This window comes from Lysobacter changpingensis, assembly GCF_017308985.1.
GTDB lineage: Bacteria > Pseudomonadota > Gammaproteobacteria > Xanthomonadales > Xanthomonadaceae > Lysobacter_J > Lysobacter_J changpingensis.
The window spans coordinates 355,276-369,408 of sequence record NZ_JADWPE010000002.1; the positions used below are offsets into that span (position 1 = coordinate 355,276).

13 protein-coding genes and 1 pseudogene are annotated in these 14,133 nt (G+C 67.4%); 5 read left to right on the top strand and 9 right to left on the bottom strand.

Features of this window, described 5'->3' with window-relative positions:
• Window positions 1-90: 90 nt before the first annotated feature.
• The 4 genes from I4U41_RS03185 to I4U41_RS03200 all read right to left on the bottom strand — a co-directional run bounded on the left by I4U41_RS03185 (window position 91) and on the right by I4U41_RS03200 (window position 3,169).
• Window positions 91-396 (bottom strand): hypothetical protein, encoded by a 306-nt coding sequence (locus I4U41_RS03185; protein ID WP_206860441.1) that lies wholly within the window; start codon window positions 394-396, stop codon window positions 91-93.
• 90 nt (window positions 397-486) lie between these two features.
• Entirely contained in the window at window positions 487-1,563 is a 1,077-nt protein-coding gene (locus tag I4U41_RS03190) for an ROK family protein (protein ID WP_206859687.1), read from the bottom strand.
• A gap of 143 nt (window positions 1,564-1,706) precedes the next feature.
• Window positions 1,707-2,030, bottom strand: a complete 324-nt coding sequence (locus I4U41_RS03195) for a thioredoxin family protein (RefSeq protein ID WP_206859688.1) — start codon at window positions 2,028-2,030, stop codon at window positions 1,707-1,709.
• Window positions 2,031-2,056: 26 nt separating this feature from the next.
• Window positions 2,057-3,169 carry an alpha/beta fold hydrolase gene (locus tag I4U41_RS03200; protein ID WP_206859689.1) on the bottom strand — a complete coding sequence of 371 codons (1,113 nt, stop codon included), beginning with the start codon at window positions 3,167-3,169 and terminating at the stop codon, window positions 2,057-2,059.
• A gap of 290 nt (window positions 3,170-3,459) precedes the next feature.
• Between I4U41_RS03200 and I4U41_RS03205 the strand changes: the two genes are divergently transcribed.
• Complete coding sequence (locus I4U41_RS03205) at window positions 3,460-5,559, top strand: M13-type metalloendopeptidase (RefSeq protein WP_206859690.1); 2,100 nt, start codon at window positions 3,460-3,462, stop codon at window positions 5,557-5,559.
• 165 nt (window positions 5,560-5,724) lie between these two features.
• Window positions 5,725-7,740 (top strand): M13 family metallopeptidase, encoded by a 2,016-nt coding sequence (locus I4U41_RS03210; protein WP_206859691.1) that lies wholly within the window; start codon window positions 5,725-5,727, stop codon window positions 7,738-7,740.
• 198 nt (window positions 7,741-7,938) lie between these two features.
• Here I4U41_RS03210 and I4U41_RS03215 read toward each other — a convergent pair whose 3' ends face one another.
• Both I4U41_RS03215 and I4U41_RS03220 read right to left on the bottom strand, forming a co-directional pair.
• Complete coding sequence (locus I4U41_RS03215) at window positions 7,939-8,595, bottom strand: rhomboid family intramembrane serine protease (RefSeq protein WP_206859692.1); 657 nt, start codon at window positions 8,593-8,595, stop codon at window positions 7,939-7,941.
• A gap of 213 nt (window positions 8,596-8,808) precedes the next feature.
• Window positions 8,809-9,141 (bottom strand): annotated as a pseudogene (locus tag I4U41_RS03220) (MGMT family protein); the annotation flags it as partial.
• 38 nt (window positions 9,142-9,179) lie between these two features.
• Between I4U41_RS03220 and I4U41_RS03225 the strand changes: the two are divergent.
• Window positions 9,180-9,590, top strand: a complete 411-nt coding sequence (locus tag I4U41_RS03225; RefSeq protein ID WP_206859694.1) for a hypothetical protein — start codon at window positions 9,180-9,182, stop codon at window positions 9,588-9,590.
• A gap of 115 nt (window positions 9,591-9,705) precedes the next feature.
• On the opposite strand, the gene I4U41_RS03230 is transcribed toward I4U41_RS03225, so the two are convergent.
• Both I4U41_RS03230 and I4U41_RS03235 read right to left on the bottom strand, forming a co-directional pair.
• Window positions 9,706-10,833 (bottom strand): inorganic phosphate transporter, encoded by a 1,128-nt coding sequence (locus tag I4U41_RS03230; protein WP_206859695.1) that lies wholly within the window; start codon window positions 10,831-10,833, stop codon window positions 9,706-9,708.
• Between the two features lie 12 nt (window positions 10,834-10,845).
• Window positions 10,846-11,472, bottom strand: coding sequence for a DUF47 domain-containing protein (locus I4U41_RS03235; RefSeq protein ID WP_206859696.1), 627 nt, complete (start codon window positions 11,470-11,472; stop codon window positions 10,846-10,848).
• A gap of 251 nt (window positions 11,473-11,723) precedes the next feature.
• Between I4U41_RS03235 and I4U41_RS03240 the strand changes: the two genes are divergently transcribed.
• Window positions 11,724-13,064, top strand: coding sequence for a hemolysin family protein (locus I4U41_RS03240; RefSeq protein ID WP_206859697.1), 1,341 nt, complete (start codon window positions 11,724-11,726; stop codon window positions 13,062-13,064).
• Complete coding sequence (locus tag I4U41_RS03245) at window positions 13,045-13,689, top strand: exopolysaccharide biosynthesis protein (protein ID WP_206859698.1); 645 nt, start codon at window positions 13,045-13,047, stop codon at window positions 13,687-13,689. The genes I4U41_RS03240 and I4U41_RS03245 overlap by 20 nt, the downstream gene beginning before the upstream one ends.
• Before the next feature lie 15 nt (window positions 13,690-13,704).
• Here the strand turns inward: I4U41_RS03245 and I4U41_RS03250 are convergent, their stop codons facing one another.
• A complete protein-coding gene (locus I4U41_RS03250) occupies window positions 13,705-13,893 on the bottom strand; it encodes a hypothetical protein (protein WP_206859699.1) in 189 nt (62 codons plus the stop codon).
• Window positions 13,894-14,133 lie beyond the last annotated feature (240 nt).

Here is a 14,133-nt window from a genome sequence, read left to right on the forward strand (position 1 = left end):
GAAACGAGTGGAGAGGAGCGGGAAACGCGTCGATGAGGCATTACTCGTTTCTCGTTCCTGTCTCTTCCCGTTCCTGCCTTCCAGTTCCGCTTACCGCGGCGGAACGACGCGCTCCTCGCGCACCACCGTGCCATCCGGGCGCACGTCGCGATAGACGACGCTTTCGCCCGCGCGGCCGTAATCGCGCGGCGTGTCGCGCCATGCGGCGAGCAGGTCGACGTTCTGCTTCTCGATGACTTCCAGGCTGCGCGCGATGCGTCGCAGCAGACCCTTGATGCCGAACACCGCGAACGGCACCAGGATCCACAGGATCGACAGGATCAGGCCGAAGGCGAAGATGCAGAACCACAGGAACGTATTGGCGCCATAGGCGGCATTGGCGACGGTGCTGTCCATCGTGCGCTCCGAGTTGGATGACGACGGAAGTCTTGGCGAGCCGGCGTGATTCCGATGTGGAGTTTCGCGTGATACGCGCGTGACGGCGCGTCATCCGCCCAGGTTGGTGAAACTTGCGTTGCCCAGGCCGGTGCCGATCGTGAGCACGCCCCACCGCTCCGCGTTGCGCATGCGCGGGCGTTCGCTCAAACCCTGCACGACCGCATCGTTGTGCATCGCCACCGTGATCGCGCGCCCCGCAACGCGATCGAGCCGCCTGGCCAGTTCGTCCGGCAGGTGGAATGGCGCCTCCCAGTCGCCCGGCAGGTTCTGCGCGCCCTGCGGGATGCTGCCGTCCGCCTCGATCAGCCCCGGACACGCGATGCCGACGAACGGCGCCAGCCGCAGCCCGAGCGTGCGCGAGAACGCCGACAGTCCGTTGAGCATCGCCGACAGGCGCGCGATCGCTTCGCCGCGTTCGGGGTCGTCCTCGGCGTGGCGCCACTGCATGCTTTCGATCACGCGCGCCTTCGCGCCGTCGTCGGACGCATCCCGGCGCGGCTCGACGATGCCGCAGCGGATGTTCGTGCCGCCGACATCCACCGCGAGGAACGCATCGAAACGGCGGAAACGCGCCGGCAGCAGCTGCGTCCAGCCGATCAGGCCGGCTTCGTCGGGATCGTGGCTGATCACGTGCAGCTCCACGCCGCTGCGCGCGCTCCGCAGCATGCGCTGCGCGCGACGGATCGCGAGCTGGCCGAACTGGCTTTCCGGAAGGCCGCCGCCGAGCACGATGCGCTTCACGTCCTGCCACGACGGCTGCGCTCGGAAGCACTGCACGACGTGCACGAGCCTGCGCGAGAACTCCTCCACTGCAAGGTGCGTCACGTGCGAGGCGTCGGCGTCGCCTCCCACCAGCACCAGGTCGATGTCCTTCTTCGACAGCTCGTCGCTGCGTGCGCGGCCGAACGGATCCTTGCCGGTCGCGTGCACCTTGCGCACGGTGTCGAGCACCTGCCGGAACGCGGTCTGGCTCGCGCGATCGCCGAGGAACCCCTCGCCGTCGGGATCGGGAATCGCGAGGTTGTAGCTGTCGATCGTCAGGCCCGTGATGCGCGAAACGCCGTGCGGGCCGCTCGTGTTCGTGCGGCGGGATGCTGGGCGTTTTCGAGCGGATTTGTCGGCCATGCGCCATTTTCCGGCGCGCGACGGTTACGCCACGTCAAAGCAGACGCTTTGGTAGCCCGGGTAAGCACAGCGCACCCGGGGTGACGTGACGGAAGCGTTCCCCGGGTGCGGCTTCTCTTACCCGGGCTACCAAGGCGGATTATTCAGCCGACTGCCGCCAACGCCTGCCTGACTTCTTCCGCATTCGAAGGCCGCACGACGCGCGCGACCTCCTCGCCGTCGCGCAGCACGACCAGCGTCGGCCAGAGTTTGATGCGATAGGAGCGACCGAGTGGCCGACCGGGGCCGTCCTCGACCTTCACATGGCGCACGTCGTCGCGCGGCGCCAGCACCGCTTCGATCGCCGGCTGCGCGCCGGTGCAGAAGCCGCACCAGTTCGTGCCGAATTCCAGCACCGAGATGCCCGCCCACGCGTCCACGTCGGCGCGGGCGGGTTCATCGGCAGTGTAGGTACGCGCGTAAGCCATCGGCGCAAAGCAGACGCGATGCGGCGTTACTTCGCCGTGACGTCCGATGGCTCCGCCGCGAGCGGACGCACGTACTGCACGAGGCTCACCAGCAGCTTGCCGGGCTCTTCCCACGGCACCATGTGCGAGGCGTGCTCGAACCACACGCCCTGCTTGTACGGCGCCTTCACCTGCCCGAGCCACGCGTCGGTCGGCTCGGACGGCGTGGTGTAGTCGTGGCGGCCCATGAACATCAGCACCGGGATCGGGAATTCGCGCACGCCCGACATGTCCACCTCGAGGAACTCCGGCAGGATGCGCCCCAGCGTGAACACGTTGCCGCCGTCCACGGCGCAGCGTTCGGCGTCGGTGTATTCGGGCGACAGCAGCGGCGCGCGGTAGAAGTACGTGGATTCGTCGCGATACGCGGTGAGTCCACCGTAATGCTGCGCCCACTTGCGCGCGGCGATGATGCGTTCGCGCGTGATCGGCGTGTTGCCGGGATACGGCGCGATCGCTTCCATCTCGCGCACCGCCTCGGCGTTGCCCTTCGTCTTCGCCGTCGCCATCGCGAAATCGAAGCTGATGCGTTCGTTCTCGCGCACGTTGATGACCTGGCCGATGCCGATGTACGCGTGGAAGAGATCCGGCCGCTTGAGCGCCGCCTGCATCGCGATGATCGTGCCCCAGCTGTGGCCCATCAGGATCAGCTTGCGCTTGCCGTAGCGCGTGCGGACGTCTTCGGCCATCGCGATGACGTCGTCGACGAAGTTGGGAATGTGGATGGTGTCGGCGACCTTCGCTGCGTCGTTGGCGACGAAGGTCCTGCCGGCGCCGCGCTGGTCGTACGTCACCATCGTGAAGTACTCCTCCAGTGGACGCTGGAACTGCCACAGCGTCGGCGTCAGCGGCGAGGCCGGCCCGCCGTGCACGAACAGGACGACCGGATTGGCGCGATCCTGGCCGCGCACGTTCACCCACTGGTCGATGCCGTTGAGGTGGACCTTGTAGGACTCCTGCACGCCGTTCGGTGTCTCGATGCGGCCCAGGTCCGCGATGATCTTCCGTGCCGGCTCGTAGGCGGCGGTGTCCTTGCAGGTCTGTGCGTTCGCGGCGAAGGCGCTCACGGCCAGCAGCAGTGTCATGAGAAATTTGTTCATGCGGTCCCCTTTTTGATCGGCGGAGCCTGGCGATCGCTCCGACCTTGCGCAAGGGATACCCCCAGCGGCCGGGCGGTTGCAGCGCGGGCCCGTGCGCCGCGAGGCCGCGCCGCGCGGCCCCCGCGCCCGACTTTGCCGTTCCGGGCCAACCGGTCCCGAACGGGAGTTGCTGCCGGCCCCGTCAACGTGACCTTCGACACCCTCGGGTTGGGACAATCGGGTCTAATGTCGCCCGATGCCCCGTCCGGGGTTGTCCCAACTCCCATACGCCTTCCGGCTGGAGCCCTTACGTGAGCCTCAAGAAACCCCAAGTCCTCGTCCTGTCCCTGGCCGTCGCCGCCGCGCTGACCGCGTGCGGCAAGAAGGAAGACGCCGCGCCGGCCGCCGACGCCGCCAAGCCGGCCGAAACCGCGTACAAGCTCGACGAGAGCAAGCTCCCGGGCGTGAACCGCTTCACCGTCGCCGACCTGGACACCTCCAAGAACGCGTGCGACGACTTCGGCGGCTACGTCAACGGCAAGTGGCTGGCGGCCAACGCGATCCCGGGCGACCGCACCTCGTGGGGCGCGTTCGAGATGCTCGATGAGCGCTCCACCGCCATCCAGCGCCAGCTCGCCGAGCAGGCCGCCGCCGACACCGGCGCCAAGGGAGTGGAGAAGATCGTCGGCGACTTCTGGGCCACCGGCATGGACGCGGCGAAGATCAACGAACAGGGCATCAAGCCGATCCAGGGCAAGCTCGACGCGATCGCCGCGCTCGACACCCCGGAGAAGATCGCCGACTACATCCGCACCAGCGCCGCCAAGGGCGAGAACTACCTGTTCGGCTTCGGCGCCGAAGCGGACTTCAAGGACTCCAGGAACAACATCGCCTACGCCTCGCAGGGCGGCCTGGGCCTGCCGGACAAGGAGTACTACACGAAGGCCGACAACAAGGAGAAGCTCGATGCCTACCAGGCGCACGTCGCCAAGGTGCTCGAACTGTCGGGCGTGCCGGCCACCGATGCCGCCAGGCAGGCGCAGGACGTGATCGCGTTCGAAACCCGCCTGGCGAAGGTGTCCAAGTCGAGCGAGGAACTCTCGCGCGACGTCTCGCTGTACTACCACCCGGTCAGCCCGGCCGACGCCGACAAGCTCGCGCCGAACTTCCCGTGGACGAAGTTCTTCGAATCGCAGGGCGTCGCGGTGCCGGCGATGTTCTCGCTGTCGATCCCCGAATTCCACGCCGAAGTCAGCAAGATGCTGGCCGAAGTGCCGGCCCAGCAGTGGCAGAGCTACCTGCGCTTCCACACCGTGGACAGCGCCTCGCCGTTCCTGTCTGACGCCTTCGTGCAGGAGAACTTCAACTTCTACAACAAGACCCTGCGCGGCCAGTCCGAGCTGAAGGAACGCGGCAAGCGCGTGCTCGACACGATCGAGAGCGAAGCCGGCGAAGCGATGGGCCAGATGTACGTGAAGGTCGCCTTCCCGGCCGAATCGAAGGCGCGCATGGAGGAGCTGGTGAAGAACCTCTCCGCCTCGCTCAAGACGCGCATCGAGAACCTCGCCTGGATGTCCGACGACACCAAGAAGAAGGCGATGGAGAAGTGGGCCGCCTTCACGCCGAAGATCGGCTACCCGGACAAGTGGCGCGACTGGACCGGCCTTGAGACCAGCCGCGACAGCTACATCGGCAACGTGCTGGCGGCCAACGAGTTCAACTACAAGTGGAACCTGGGCAAGATCGGCAAGCCGGTCGACCGCACCGAATGGGGCATGCCGCCGCAGATGGTGAACGCCTACTACAACCCGCTGCAGAACGAGATCGTCTTCCCGGCCGCCATCCTGCAGCCGCCGTTCTTCGATCCGAACGCCGACGACGCCACCAACTACGGCGGCATCGGTGCGGTCATCGGCCACGAGATGACGCACGGCTACGACGACCAGGGCAGCCGCTTCGGTGCCTCGGGCAACTTCGAGAACTGGTGGACCGATGCCGACGCGAAGGGCTTCACCGGCCGCACCGACAAGCTGGTGCAGCAGTTCAACGGCTACGAGGCGCAGCCGGGCGCGCACGTCAACGGCAAGCTGACGCTGGGCGAGAACATCGCCGACCTCGGCGGCCTGGCGACGGCCTACGACGCGATGAAGAAGGCGACCGAAGGCAAGGAAGACCCGAAGACCGACGGCCTGACCCGCGACCAGCGCTTCTTCCTCAACTGGGGCACCGTGTGGCGCCGCAACTTCAAGCCGGAAGAACTGCAGGTCCGCCTGAAGACCGACCCGCACGCGCCGGCCAACTTCCGCGCGATCGGTGCGCCGTCGAACATGCCGGCGTTCGCCGCGGCGTTCGAGTGCAAGCCGGGCCAGCCGATGGTGCGCGAAGGCGACAAGCAGGTGGTGATCTGGTAATCCGCTAGCGACACCGCAGGACACGGCCGCTCTCGTCGTCGGCCGCCGAAGGCCCGGGTTTCCCCGGGCCTTCTTTCTTTGGCCTTGGCCCATCGCCGTGAGCGCGGATCCTCACGTCGGCGTTGCTAGACTCCGGCCACCCTGCCCCCCAGGTCCGGAGCCGCCATGAACCGTACCGTCATGAACCTGCGTCCGCTCGCCTGTGCGCTGATCGCCTGCCTGATCGCCGTGCCCCATGCCGAGGCGCAGAAGAAGCGCGCCCGATCCAAGGCGCCGGCCGCCCCGACCGCGTGCAGCGATTTCTACGCCAGTGCCAACGCCGACTGGCTGCGCGCCAACACGACGCCGCCCGCGTCGGGTTCGACGTCCGCGCTGGAGCAGCTCACCGCGCGCTCGCGCCAGCAGCAGCTCGACCTGCTCGATGCAGCATCCAGGTCGCCGCAGAACAACGTGCAGAAACTGCTTGGCGATTTCTGGGCGAGCGGCCTGGACGAAGCGGCGGTCGAGCGCGATGGCGCGCAGCCGGTCGCGCCACTGATCTCGCGCATCGACGCGATAAAGAATGCGAAGGACATCCCGCCGTCGATCGCCGCGTTGCACCAGGTGGGCATCCCGGTGGTGTTCAACTTCGGCGCGGACGTGGACCTGCAGGATTTCGACCGCCATATCGGCTATTTCGCGCAGGGCGGCCTGGGCCTGCCCGATCCGGCGTACTACACGCGCAACGATGCGGATACGCAGGCGCTGATGGGGCGTTATCGCAATTACATCGAGAAGATCCTCGCGCTGACCGGCACGCCGGAAGCGCAGATCAAGACCGATGCGCAGGCGGTGCTCGACCTGGAAGCGCGCATTGCGCGTGCGTCAAAACCGCTGGTGGACCTGCGCGATCCGCGCGCGAACTACGCGCCGGTCGAGACGAAGACGCTCGCCAAGCAGTACAAACGCCTGCAGCTGGGCGATTTCCTCAAGGTGCAGGCCGTCGCCGACGATCGCGTTTCGATGGCGAACCCGCAGTTGTTCGCGCAGCTCGACACGCTCATCGGCGGCCTCAAGCCCGCGCAGTGGAAGGCGTACCTGCGCTGGCGCGTGGGCGATGCGATGGCGCCGTATCTGGCGAAGTCCTTCCGCGACGCGGAGTTCGAATTCCGTGGCCGTGTGCTGCGCGGCCTTGCCGCGCCGCCGTCGCGGCCGCAGCAGGTGCTGGATGCGATCACGCTGGCGGCCGGCCCGATGGTCGGCCACGAGTACGCCGCGCGCCATTACTCGCCCGCGACCGACAAACGCGCCGAGGACATCGCCGCGCAGGTGCGCGACGCGCTGGGACAGGCGCTCGATCGCGATACGCGTTTCAGCGCGGCGGCGAAGGCGGAAGCCAAGGCGAAGCTGGAGAAGGTCAAGATCGAGGTCGGCACGCCGAACCGCGATCTCGACTACACCGTGCAGCCGATGGGTCGCGGCAGCTTCGGCAGCAACATGCTGATCGCCTCGACGTGGCGCCATCGCGAGGAAATGAAACGCATCGGCCGCGGCAACGCCGACCGCCGCTGGGACGTGCTGCCGCAGGATCCGTCGCTGGCCTACGACATCACGCAGAACCGCCTGATCGTGACCGCCGCGATGCTGCAGCCGCCGGTGTTCGACACGACCAAGGATGCCGCGTGGCTGTACGGTTCGTACGGCGCGCTGGTCGGGCACGAACTCAGCCACGGCTTCGACAATCGCGGGCGTTACGTCGATGCGAAGCAGGAACTGCGCGACTGGTGGACGCCGACCGAAACGACCGCGTGGGACGGGCTGAGCCGGAGCGTCGCGACGCAGTATTCCGCCTTCGACTATCCGGAACTGAAAGGCGTGAAGGTCAACGGTTCGCAGACGGCGGACGAGAACATCGCCGATCTCGCCGGCGTCGAACTGGCGTGGTCCGCCTTCCGCGCGGCCGAACCGGCTGCCGCGAAGCCGGCGCAGCAATCGTTCTACAAGGGCTGGGCCTCGCTGTGGCCGCAGCGCATGACCGAGGACATCGCACGCCAGCGCGCCGCCACGAGCGTGCATGCGCCGGGGCAATGGCGCACCAATGGACCGCTGCGGAACCAGGCGTCGTTCGGCGAAGCGAATGCGTGCAAGGCGGGCAATGCGATGCAGCTCGCGGCGGACCAGCAGATACGGCTGTTTCCGTGAGCCTGCGGATCGCGGGCGGTCGATGTTGACGTTGTAGCCCGCGTAAGCGAAGCGCACCCGGGACGCGGTCGCCTCTTCAACCCGGATGCGTTCGCTTGCCCGGGCTACAAGAGCGGCATCGTCTTTCCGAGCAAATCCGTCATCCCGGCGAAAGCCAGGATGACGAGCAACAGCAACATCCCACCCATCCCAATCAAATCACCTCACCACCCGCATCCGCGGCGGCCCGCCCTTGCGCCGGAACGGCGGCTGCCCGCGCCAGTAACGGATCAGCAACCAGCCGAACAGCATGCCGCCCAGATGCGCGAAATGCGCCACGCCCGGCATCGTGTTGGTGACGCCCAGCAGCAGCTCGATCGCGCCGTAGACGATCACCAGCGTGCGCGCCTTCATCGGGATCGGCGGGATCAGCAGCATCACGCGCTGGTTCGGGAACAGCATGCCGTAGGCGAGCAGCAGGCCGAAGATGCCGCCGGACGCACCGACCGTGGGGTACGCCGCCGAGCCCTGCGACACCGTCCACATGCCCACCGCCAGCTGGCACAGCGCCGCGCCGACAATGCACACCAGGTAGTACGTGAGGTAACGGCGGTCGCCCCAGACGTGTTCCAGCGGCGCGCCGAACATCGCCAGCGCGAGCATGTTGAACAACAGGTGCGCGAAACCGCCATGCATGAAGCCGTAGGTGACCAGCTGCCACGGCATGAAGCCGACGCCGTACAGGTCGGCATCGCTGTTCGGCGGCCAGAGCATGAACTGCGCGAGTGCGACGTCACCGATGATCAGCTGCAGCACGAACACGAGTCCGTTCGCGATCAGCAGGGCCTTGGTGACGGGGGGAAGGTTGGAGAACATCGCGACTCCTTCAAGTGCGCTACATGGTAGCCGCCGCGACGGGCGACTGCGTTCGCGCGCGATACACGCACCGCGCCCTGGACCGTCGGGCGCGACCGGTCAGCGGCCGGCGCCGCGCCGTGCCGCGCCCCTGGCGGGCGGCTTGCGCGCGGCTCCCGCGGACTTCGGCGTGGAAGCTCGGCGCTTGCGCGCGTCGGGCGGCGACATCGGCATGCCCCACATCTGCTCGTCCAGCGTCGCCGCGGCGCGCTGGCCCTTCACGCGGCCGGCTTCCACATGCACGCCTTCGGCGCGCAGCCGCTGGCTCTGTTCGCGGAAGCCGCGCGAGCCCTCCGGGAAGGCGATGCGGCCATCCGAACGCAGCACGCGATGCCACGGCAGGCGCGGGTCGTCGTTCTGGCCGAGCAGGCGCGCGACCAGGCGGGCCCGACCCGGCAGGCCCGCGCGACGGGCGACCTCTCCGTAGCCTGCGACCTCGCCCGCCGGGATCGCCCGGATCGCGGCGAGAATCCGTCCATGTGCGTCGTCGGCAGCGGGCTTGCTCATCGCGGTAGCATACCGGTCTCCCCCGGAAGGAGCCGCCCGTGCGCAACTTCGACTCTATCCGCCGCCATCTGCAGGCCGCGAAATTCCGCCTGACCGACCACGACGTCGATGTGCTGTGCATCGAACTGTCGCTCGAACACGGCACCCGCCACCAGGCGATCTTCCTGTCCGAACTGGACGACGACGACGGCCGCCCCTACCTGCGCGTGAGCACCGCGGTGTCGCCGATCACCGGCCTGGACGCGAAACGGGCGCTCATCTTCAATTGGCAAAGCCGCGTGGGCTACCTCGCGATCGGCGACCTCGACGGCGTGCCGCACCTGCAGCTGTGCGAGAACCGTCCGTACGACGGGCTCGATCCGGCCGAAATCGACCGCCTCGTGCTGGAGATCGGCGGGCTGGGCGACCGGATGGAACGGATGCTGTCGGCGGGTGGTGATCTGTTCTGATTCGGGATTCGGGATACGAAAAGTCGTGGAAACAAGAAGGCCCGCCGATCGGCGGGCCTTTGCTTTTGCTTGTGATCCTGCGAATCACGAATCCCGAATCACGAATCCCGGCTACTCAAGCCCAGCCGAAGAACCGGAACAGCTCGAAGAACGCGTAGGCGATGCCGCCGGCCGCCGGGATCGTGAGGATCCACGCCCAGATCATCTTCTCCACGACCGTCCACTTGATCGCGTTGAAGCGCTTGGCCGTGCCAACGCCCATGATCGCCGAGGAGATGTTGTGCGTGGTCGAGACCGGGATGCCCAGCGTCGAGGCGGCCATGATCACCGAGGCCGCGCTGGTTTCGGCCGCGAAGCCGTTGATCGGATGCAGCTTCACCAGCTTGTGGCCCAGCGTCTTGATGATGCGCCAGCCGCCCGCGGCGGTACCGGCGGCCATCACGATCGCGCAGGTGAGTTTGATCCACAGGTCGATGTCGTTGTTCTCCAGCGCCGCCGGCGAGGGATGCAGGAACGCCAGCCACGACGGCAGGTTGTCCAGCGTGCCGGCCGACTGCGCGCCGACCAGCGCCAGCGCGATGATGCCCATGGTCTTCTGCGCGTCGTTCATGCCGTGCGCGAAGCCCATGCCGGCCGCGGAGGCCAACTGCGCCTTGCCGAAGAACGCGTTGACCCAGCGCGGACGCGCCATGCGCGCCAGCACGCCGCCGCTGCGCGCCATGAAGGAGATGATCGCGAACAGGATGCCCATCACCAGGAAGCCCGCCGCGAAGCCCAGCAGCGGCGAGGACACCATCGGCACGATCACCTTCCACAGCACGCCGGCGCTCTTGTAGAGGGGCTCGGTGGGCTTGGACCAGATCACCGAATGGAAGTTGTTGCTCGCCGCGGCCACGGCCGCGCCGCACAGGCCGCCGATCAGCGCGTGCGAGGACGAGGACGGCAGGCCCTTCCACCACGTGATCAGGTTCCACACGATCGCGCCCAGCAGCGCGCACAGGATCAGCTGCGAGGTGACTTCGACCACGCCGGTGTCGAGCAGGCCCGAGGCGATCGTCTTGGCCACCGCGGTGCCCCACAGGGCGCCAAGCAGGTTGGTGGTCGCCGCGAGCATCACCGCCTGCATCGGCGAGAGCACCTTGGTCGCCACCACCGTGGCGATCGAGTTGGCGGTGTCGTGGAAGCCGTTGATGTACTCGAACGCGAGCGCCGCGAACACCACGACCAGGACCAGGGTCAGCATCGGCCCGGCCCCTTACGAGTTCTTCAACACGATTTCGTAGGCGACCACGCCGGCTTCGCGGCAACGGTCGATGGCCTTCTCCAGGATCTCGAAGAACTCCTTGAGCAGGAACATCTGCAGGTTGTCGAGCTGGCCGGAGTAGATGTCGCGGTACAGCTCGAGCATCAGGCGGTCGGCTTCGTTCTCGATCGCCCGCAGCTGGTCGTTGAGCGCCTTCATCGGCTCCAGCTTCAGGTTGCGCAGCTCGTGCACCATCTTCACCACCACCGCCGACGCCTGCTCGAGCATCGCCGCGCGCGGCGCGAAGTCGATGTGCTCCAGGTGGCGCGTGGCCAGGGAATAGCGGTCGGCGAACTTCTCGACCTGCTTGGGAATCTTGTACAGCGCCGAGGCCAGGGCCTCGATGTCCTCGCGCTCGATCGGCGTGATGAAGCTGTTGACCAGCTCGTGGCTGATCTTGTCGGACGCCTCGCGTTCGCGCTGGCGGGCCAGCTTGAAGGCGTCCAGCGCGGGCTGGCGATCGGCGGCCTTGAGCATGGCGTGCAGGGCCTTGGTGCTGTCGTGGGCGGCGACGGCGGCCTCCTCCAGCAGCGTGTAGAACTGGTTGCCTTGGCCGAAGATCGTTTGCAGGGAGAACATGCGGAGGGGGCCTCGTGTTGCCGGAACGCCCGGCTCGGTGGGTCTGCGGGGCGAATTATGACGGTTTGGCGACGAAGTCGCGCGCCCGGTACGGGTTGATTTCGGTCGGGCTGCTACCATCCTGAGGCCTGATCCCCCATTTCACCCTGCCTCCACGCAATGGACGACGACCCGGAAAGGCCGCCCGCCCCCGCCTTCGCATGCCCTCACGGCCCCTGCACCCCAGCCTGCCATCCTGACGGACTGAGCGCATGCTGGAACTATTGATCGTCATTGCCCTGATCTTCCTCAACGCCTTCTTCGCGATGTCGGAGATGGCGCTGATGACCTCGCGCAAGATCAAGCTCAAGCAGATGGCCGAGTCCAGCCGCGGCGCGCAGGTCGCGCTGGAGCTGGCCGAGCACCCCGACAACCTGCTGTCCACCGTGCAGGTGGGCATCACGCTGATCGGCGTGCTGACCGGCCTGTTCGGCGGCGAAGCGATCGGCCTGGCGATCGCCGGCTGGCTGGAAGGCGTGCTGCCCAACGCCCGCGAATACGCGCGCGGCATCGGCATCGGCACCGCCGTGGGCCTGATCACCGCCGCGCAGGTCATCTTCGGCGAGCTGATCCCCAAGCGCCTGGCGCTCACCGCGTCCGAACGCATCGCGTGCACGGTGTCGATCCCTCTGTACTGGCTGTCGCGCATCGCGCGGCCGATCGTCGCCATGCTGGGCATGATCAACCGCTTCTTCCTGCGCCTGCTGGGCGTGAAGGACGACGCCCGCAGCGCCATCAGCGAAGAGGAAATCCGCCTGCTGGTGAGCGAAGGCCACGAGCAGGGCGTGATCGACGCCGACGAGCGCAAGATGATGAACCGCGTGCTCGGGCTGGGCGACCGCACCGCCGACAGCCTGATGACCCCGCGCACGCGCATCACCTGGCTGGATGCGGCGGTGGAGTTCGCCGAGAACCTGGCGACCATGCGCGAGACGCCGTTCTCGCGTTATCCGGTCTACCGCGAGAACGACAGCGAGGTGCTGGGCATCCTGGAGGTGAAGTCGCTCCTCGACCGCCTCGACGAGAAGGCGCCGGACCTGTTCAAGGAACTGCGCGAGCCGCTGTTCGTGTCCGAATCCACGCATGCGATGAAGCTGCTGGAGATCTTCCGCGAGGAGCAGCAATCGCTCGCGCTGGTGGTTGACGAATACGGCGACGTCACCGGCATGGTCACCGTCGCCGACCTGATGGATGCCATCGTCGGCCGCGTGCACGCCATCGGCGGTGTGCTCGGCGAGGCCGAGGACGACAGCCATGCGCCGGTGGTGGAGCGCGCGGACGGCTCGTTCCTGATCGACGGCTCGCTGCCGGTGGAAGACCTGCGCGAACTCATCGGCGGCGGGCGCCTGCCCGACGAGGACGAGCACGACTTCCATACCGCCGCCGGCATGGTCATCGCGCATTTCGGCCGCATTCCCTACGTCGGCGAGCATTTCGACTGGGCGCAGTGGCGCGTGGAAGTCGTGGACCTGGACGGTCCGCGCATCGACAAACTGCTGCTGTACAGGCGGCCCGAGCCGGAGCCGGTGACGGATGACGCCACCTCCGGCTGACCACGACCGCGACAAGCCCCGCGAGGCGGGAACGCGCCTGCTGCTGGACGTGTTCGCGGCGGGCGATCCCGACGAACAGCTGCGCATGGGCGACGTGCTGCACGGCCTGGGCGACCGTTCGTTCGGGATGCTGCTGTTCGTCTCGACCATTCCGGCGTTCATTCCGATTCCCGGCGTCGGCGGTGCGATCAGCGGACCGCTGGTGATCCTGATCGGACTGCAGTTGCTGATCGGACTGCGCCAGCCGTGGCTGCCGAAGTTCCTCGCCCGGCGCGGGCCGCATCGCCACGCGATGAAGCGCTTCCGCGACCTGCTCGCGCCGTGGCTGACCCGGCTGGAGAAGGTCGTGAAACCGCGCCTGCCGGTGCTGCTCGACCATCGCCTGGCGGACTTCTTCACCGGCGCGCTGCTGGTGCTGCTCGGACTGCTGCTTTCGCTGCCGATTCCGTTCACCAACTACCTGTTCGGCGCGTTGCTGCTGCTGTTCGCCTTCGCGCTGCTGGAGCGCGACGGCTGGCTGATGGCCGTCGCCTGGGCAGCGGGCGCGGTGGCGATCACCGTGTTCGGCGTGCTGTCGGGAAGCCTTGCGACGGCGGCTGCGGGTTGGATCGACATGCTGTTCTGAGGCGCGGTGACGCGCTCAGGCCAGAACCAGATCCGCCCACTCGAAGAAGTGCGCATCGCCGTCGAAGCACACCTCGATCATCGTCGGGTGCGTGTCGGCATGGATGCTCATCACCTGGCCGGTCTGGCCGAACTGGTCGCGGCGCGGATTCGTCACCCGTACGTCGCCGCCGATGATCAGATCGGCGTCGCTGAACTCGATCACGGCACTCTCCACCTGATGGACTGCCGGCAGGGTCGCGCGCCGCGGACGGCGCGGTGATGCGCCGGGTCAAATAACGGTCGGGAAAAAGTCGCTTGGCTCCGGCTGTCGGGCGTGGCCTGACAGGCCGTACCGCGACGCGCGCTTGCCGCGCGAACTGAACAGCGCACACGCCTCAAGACGCAACATTCCGCGCCGATAGAAGCATCGCGGGGAACGGAGGTCCCGCGTCCCTTGGCCTCC

Excerpts from the sequence above, each read along its gene's own strand:
- I4U41_RS03185 (WP_206860441.1), bottom strand. The coding sequence starts at position 396 with ATGGACAGCACCGTCGCCAATGCCGCCTATGGCGCCAATACGTTCCTG.
- I4U41_RS03190 (WP_206859687.1), bottom strand. The coding sequence starts at position 1,563 with ATGGCCGACAAATCCGCTCGAAAACGCCCAGCATCCCGCCGCACGAAC.
- I4U41_RS03195 (WP_206859688.1), bottom strand. The coding sequence starts at position 2,030 with ATGGCTTACGCGCGTACCTACACTGCCGATGAACCCGCCCGCGCCGAC.
- I4U41_RS03200 (WP_206859689.1), bottom strand. The coding sequence starts at position 3,169 with ATGAACAAATTTCTCATGACACTGCTGCTGGCCGTGAGCGCCTTCGCC.
- I4U41_RS03210 (WP_206859691.1), top strand. The coding sequence starts at position 5,725 with ATGAACCGTACCGTCATGAACCTGCGTCCGCTCGCCTGTGCGCTGATC.
- I4U41_RS03215 (WP_206859692.1), bottom strand. The coding sequence starts at position 8,595 with ATGTTCTCCAACCTTCCCCCCGTCACCAAGGCCCTGCTGATCGCGAAC.
- I4U41_RS03230 (WP_206859695.1), bottom strand. The coding sequence starts at position 10,833 with ATGCTGACCCTGGTCCTGGTCGTGGTGTTCGCGGCGCTCGCGTTCGAG.
- I4U41_RS03235 (WP_206859696.1), bottom strand. The coding sequence starts at position 11,472 with ATGTTCTCCCTGCAAACGATCTTCGGCCAAGGCAACCAGTTCTACACG.
- I4U41_RS03240 (WP_206859697.1), top strand. The coding sequence starts at position 11,724 with ATGCTGGAACTATTGATCGTCATTGCCCTGATCTTCCTCAACGCCTTC.
- I4U41_RS03245 (WP_206859698.1), top strand. The coding sequence starts at position 13,045 with ATGACGCCACCTCCGGCTGACCACGACCGCGACAAGCCCCGCGAGGCG.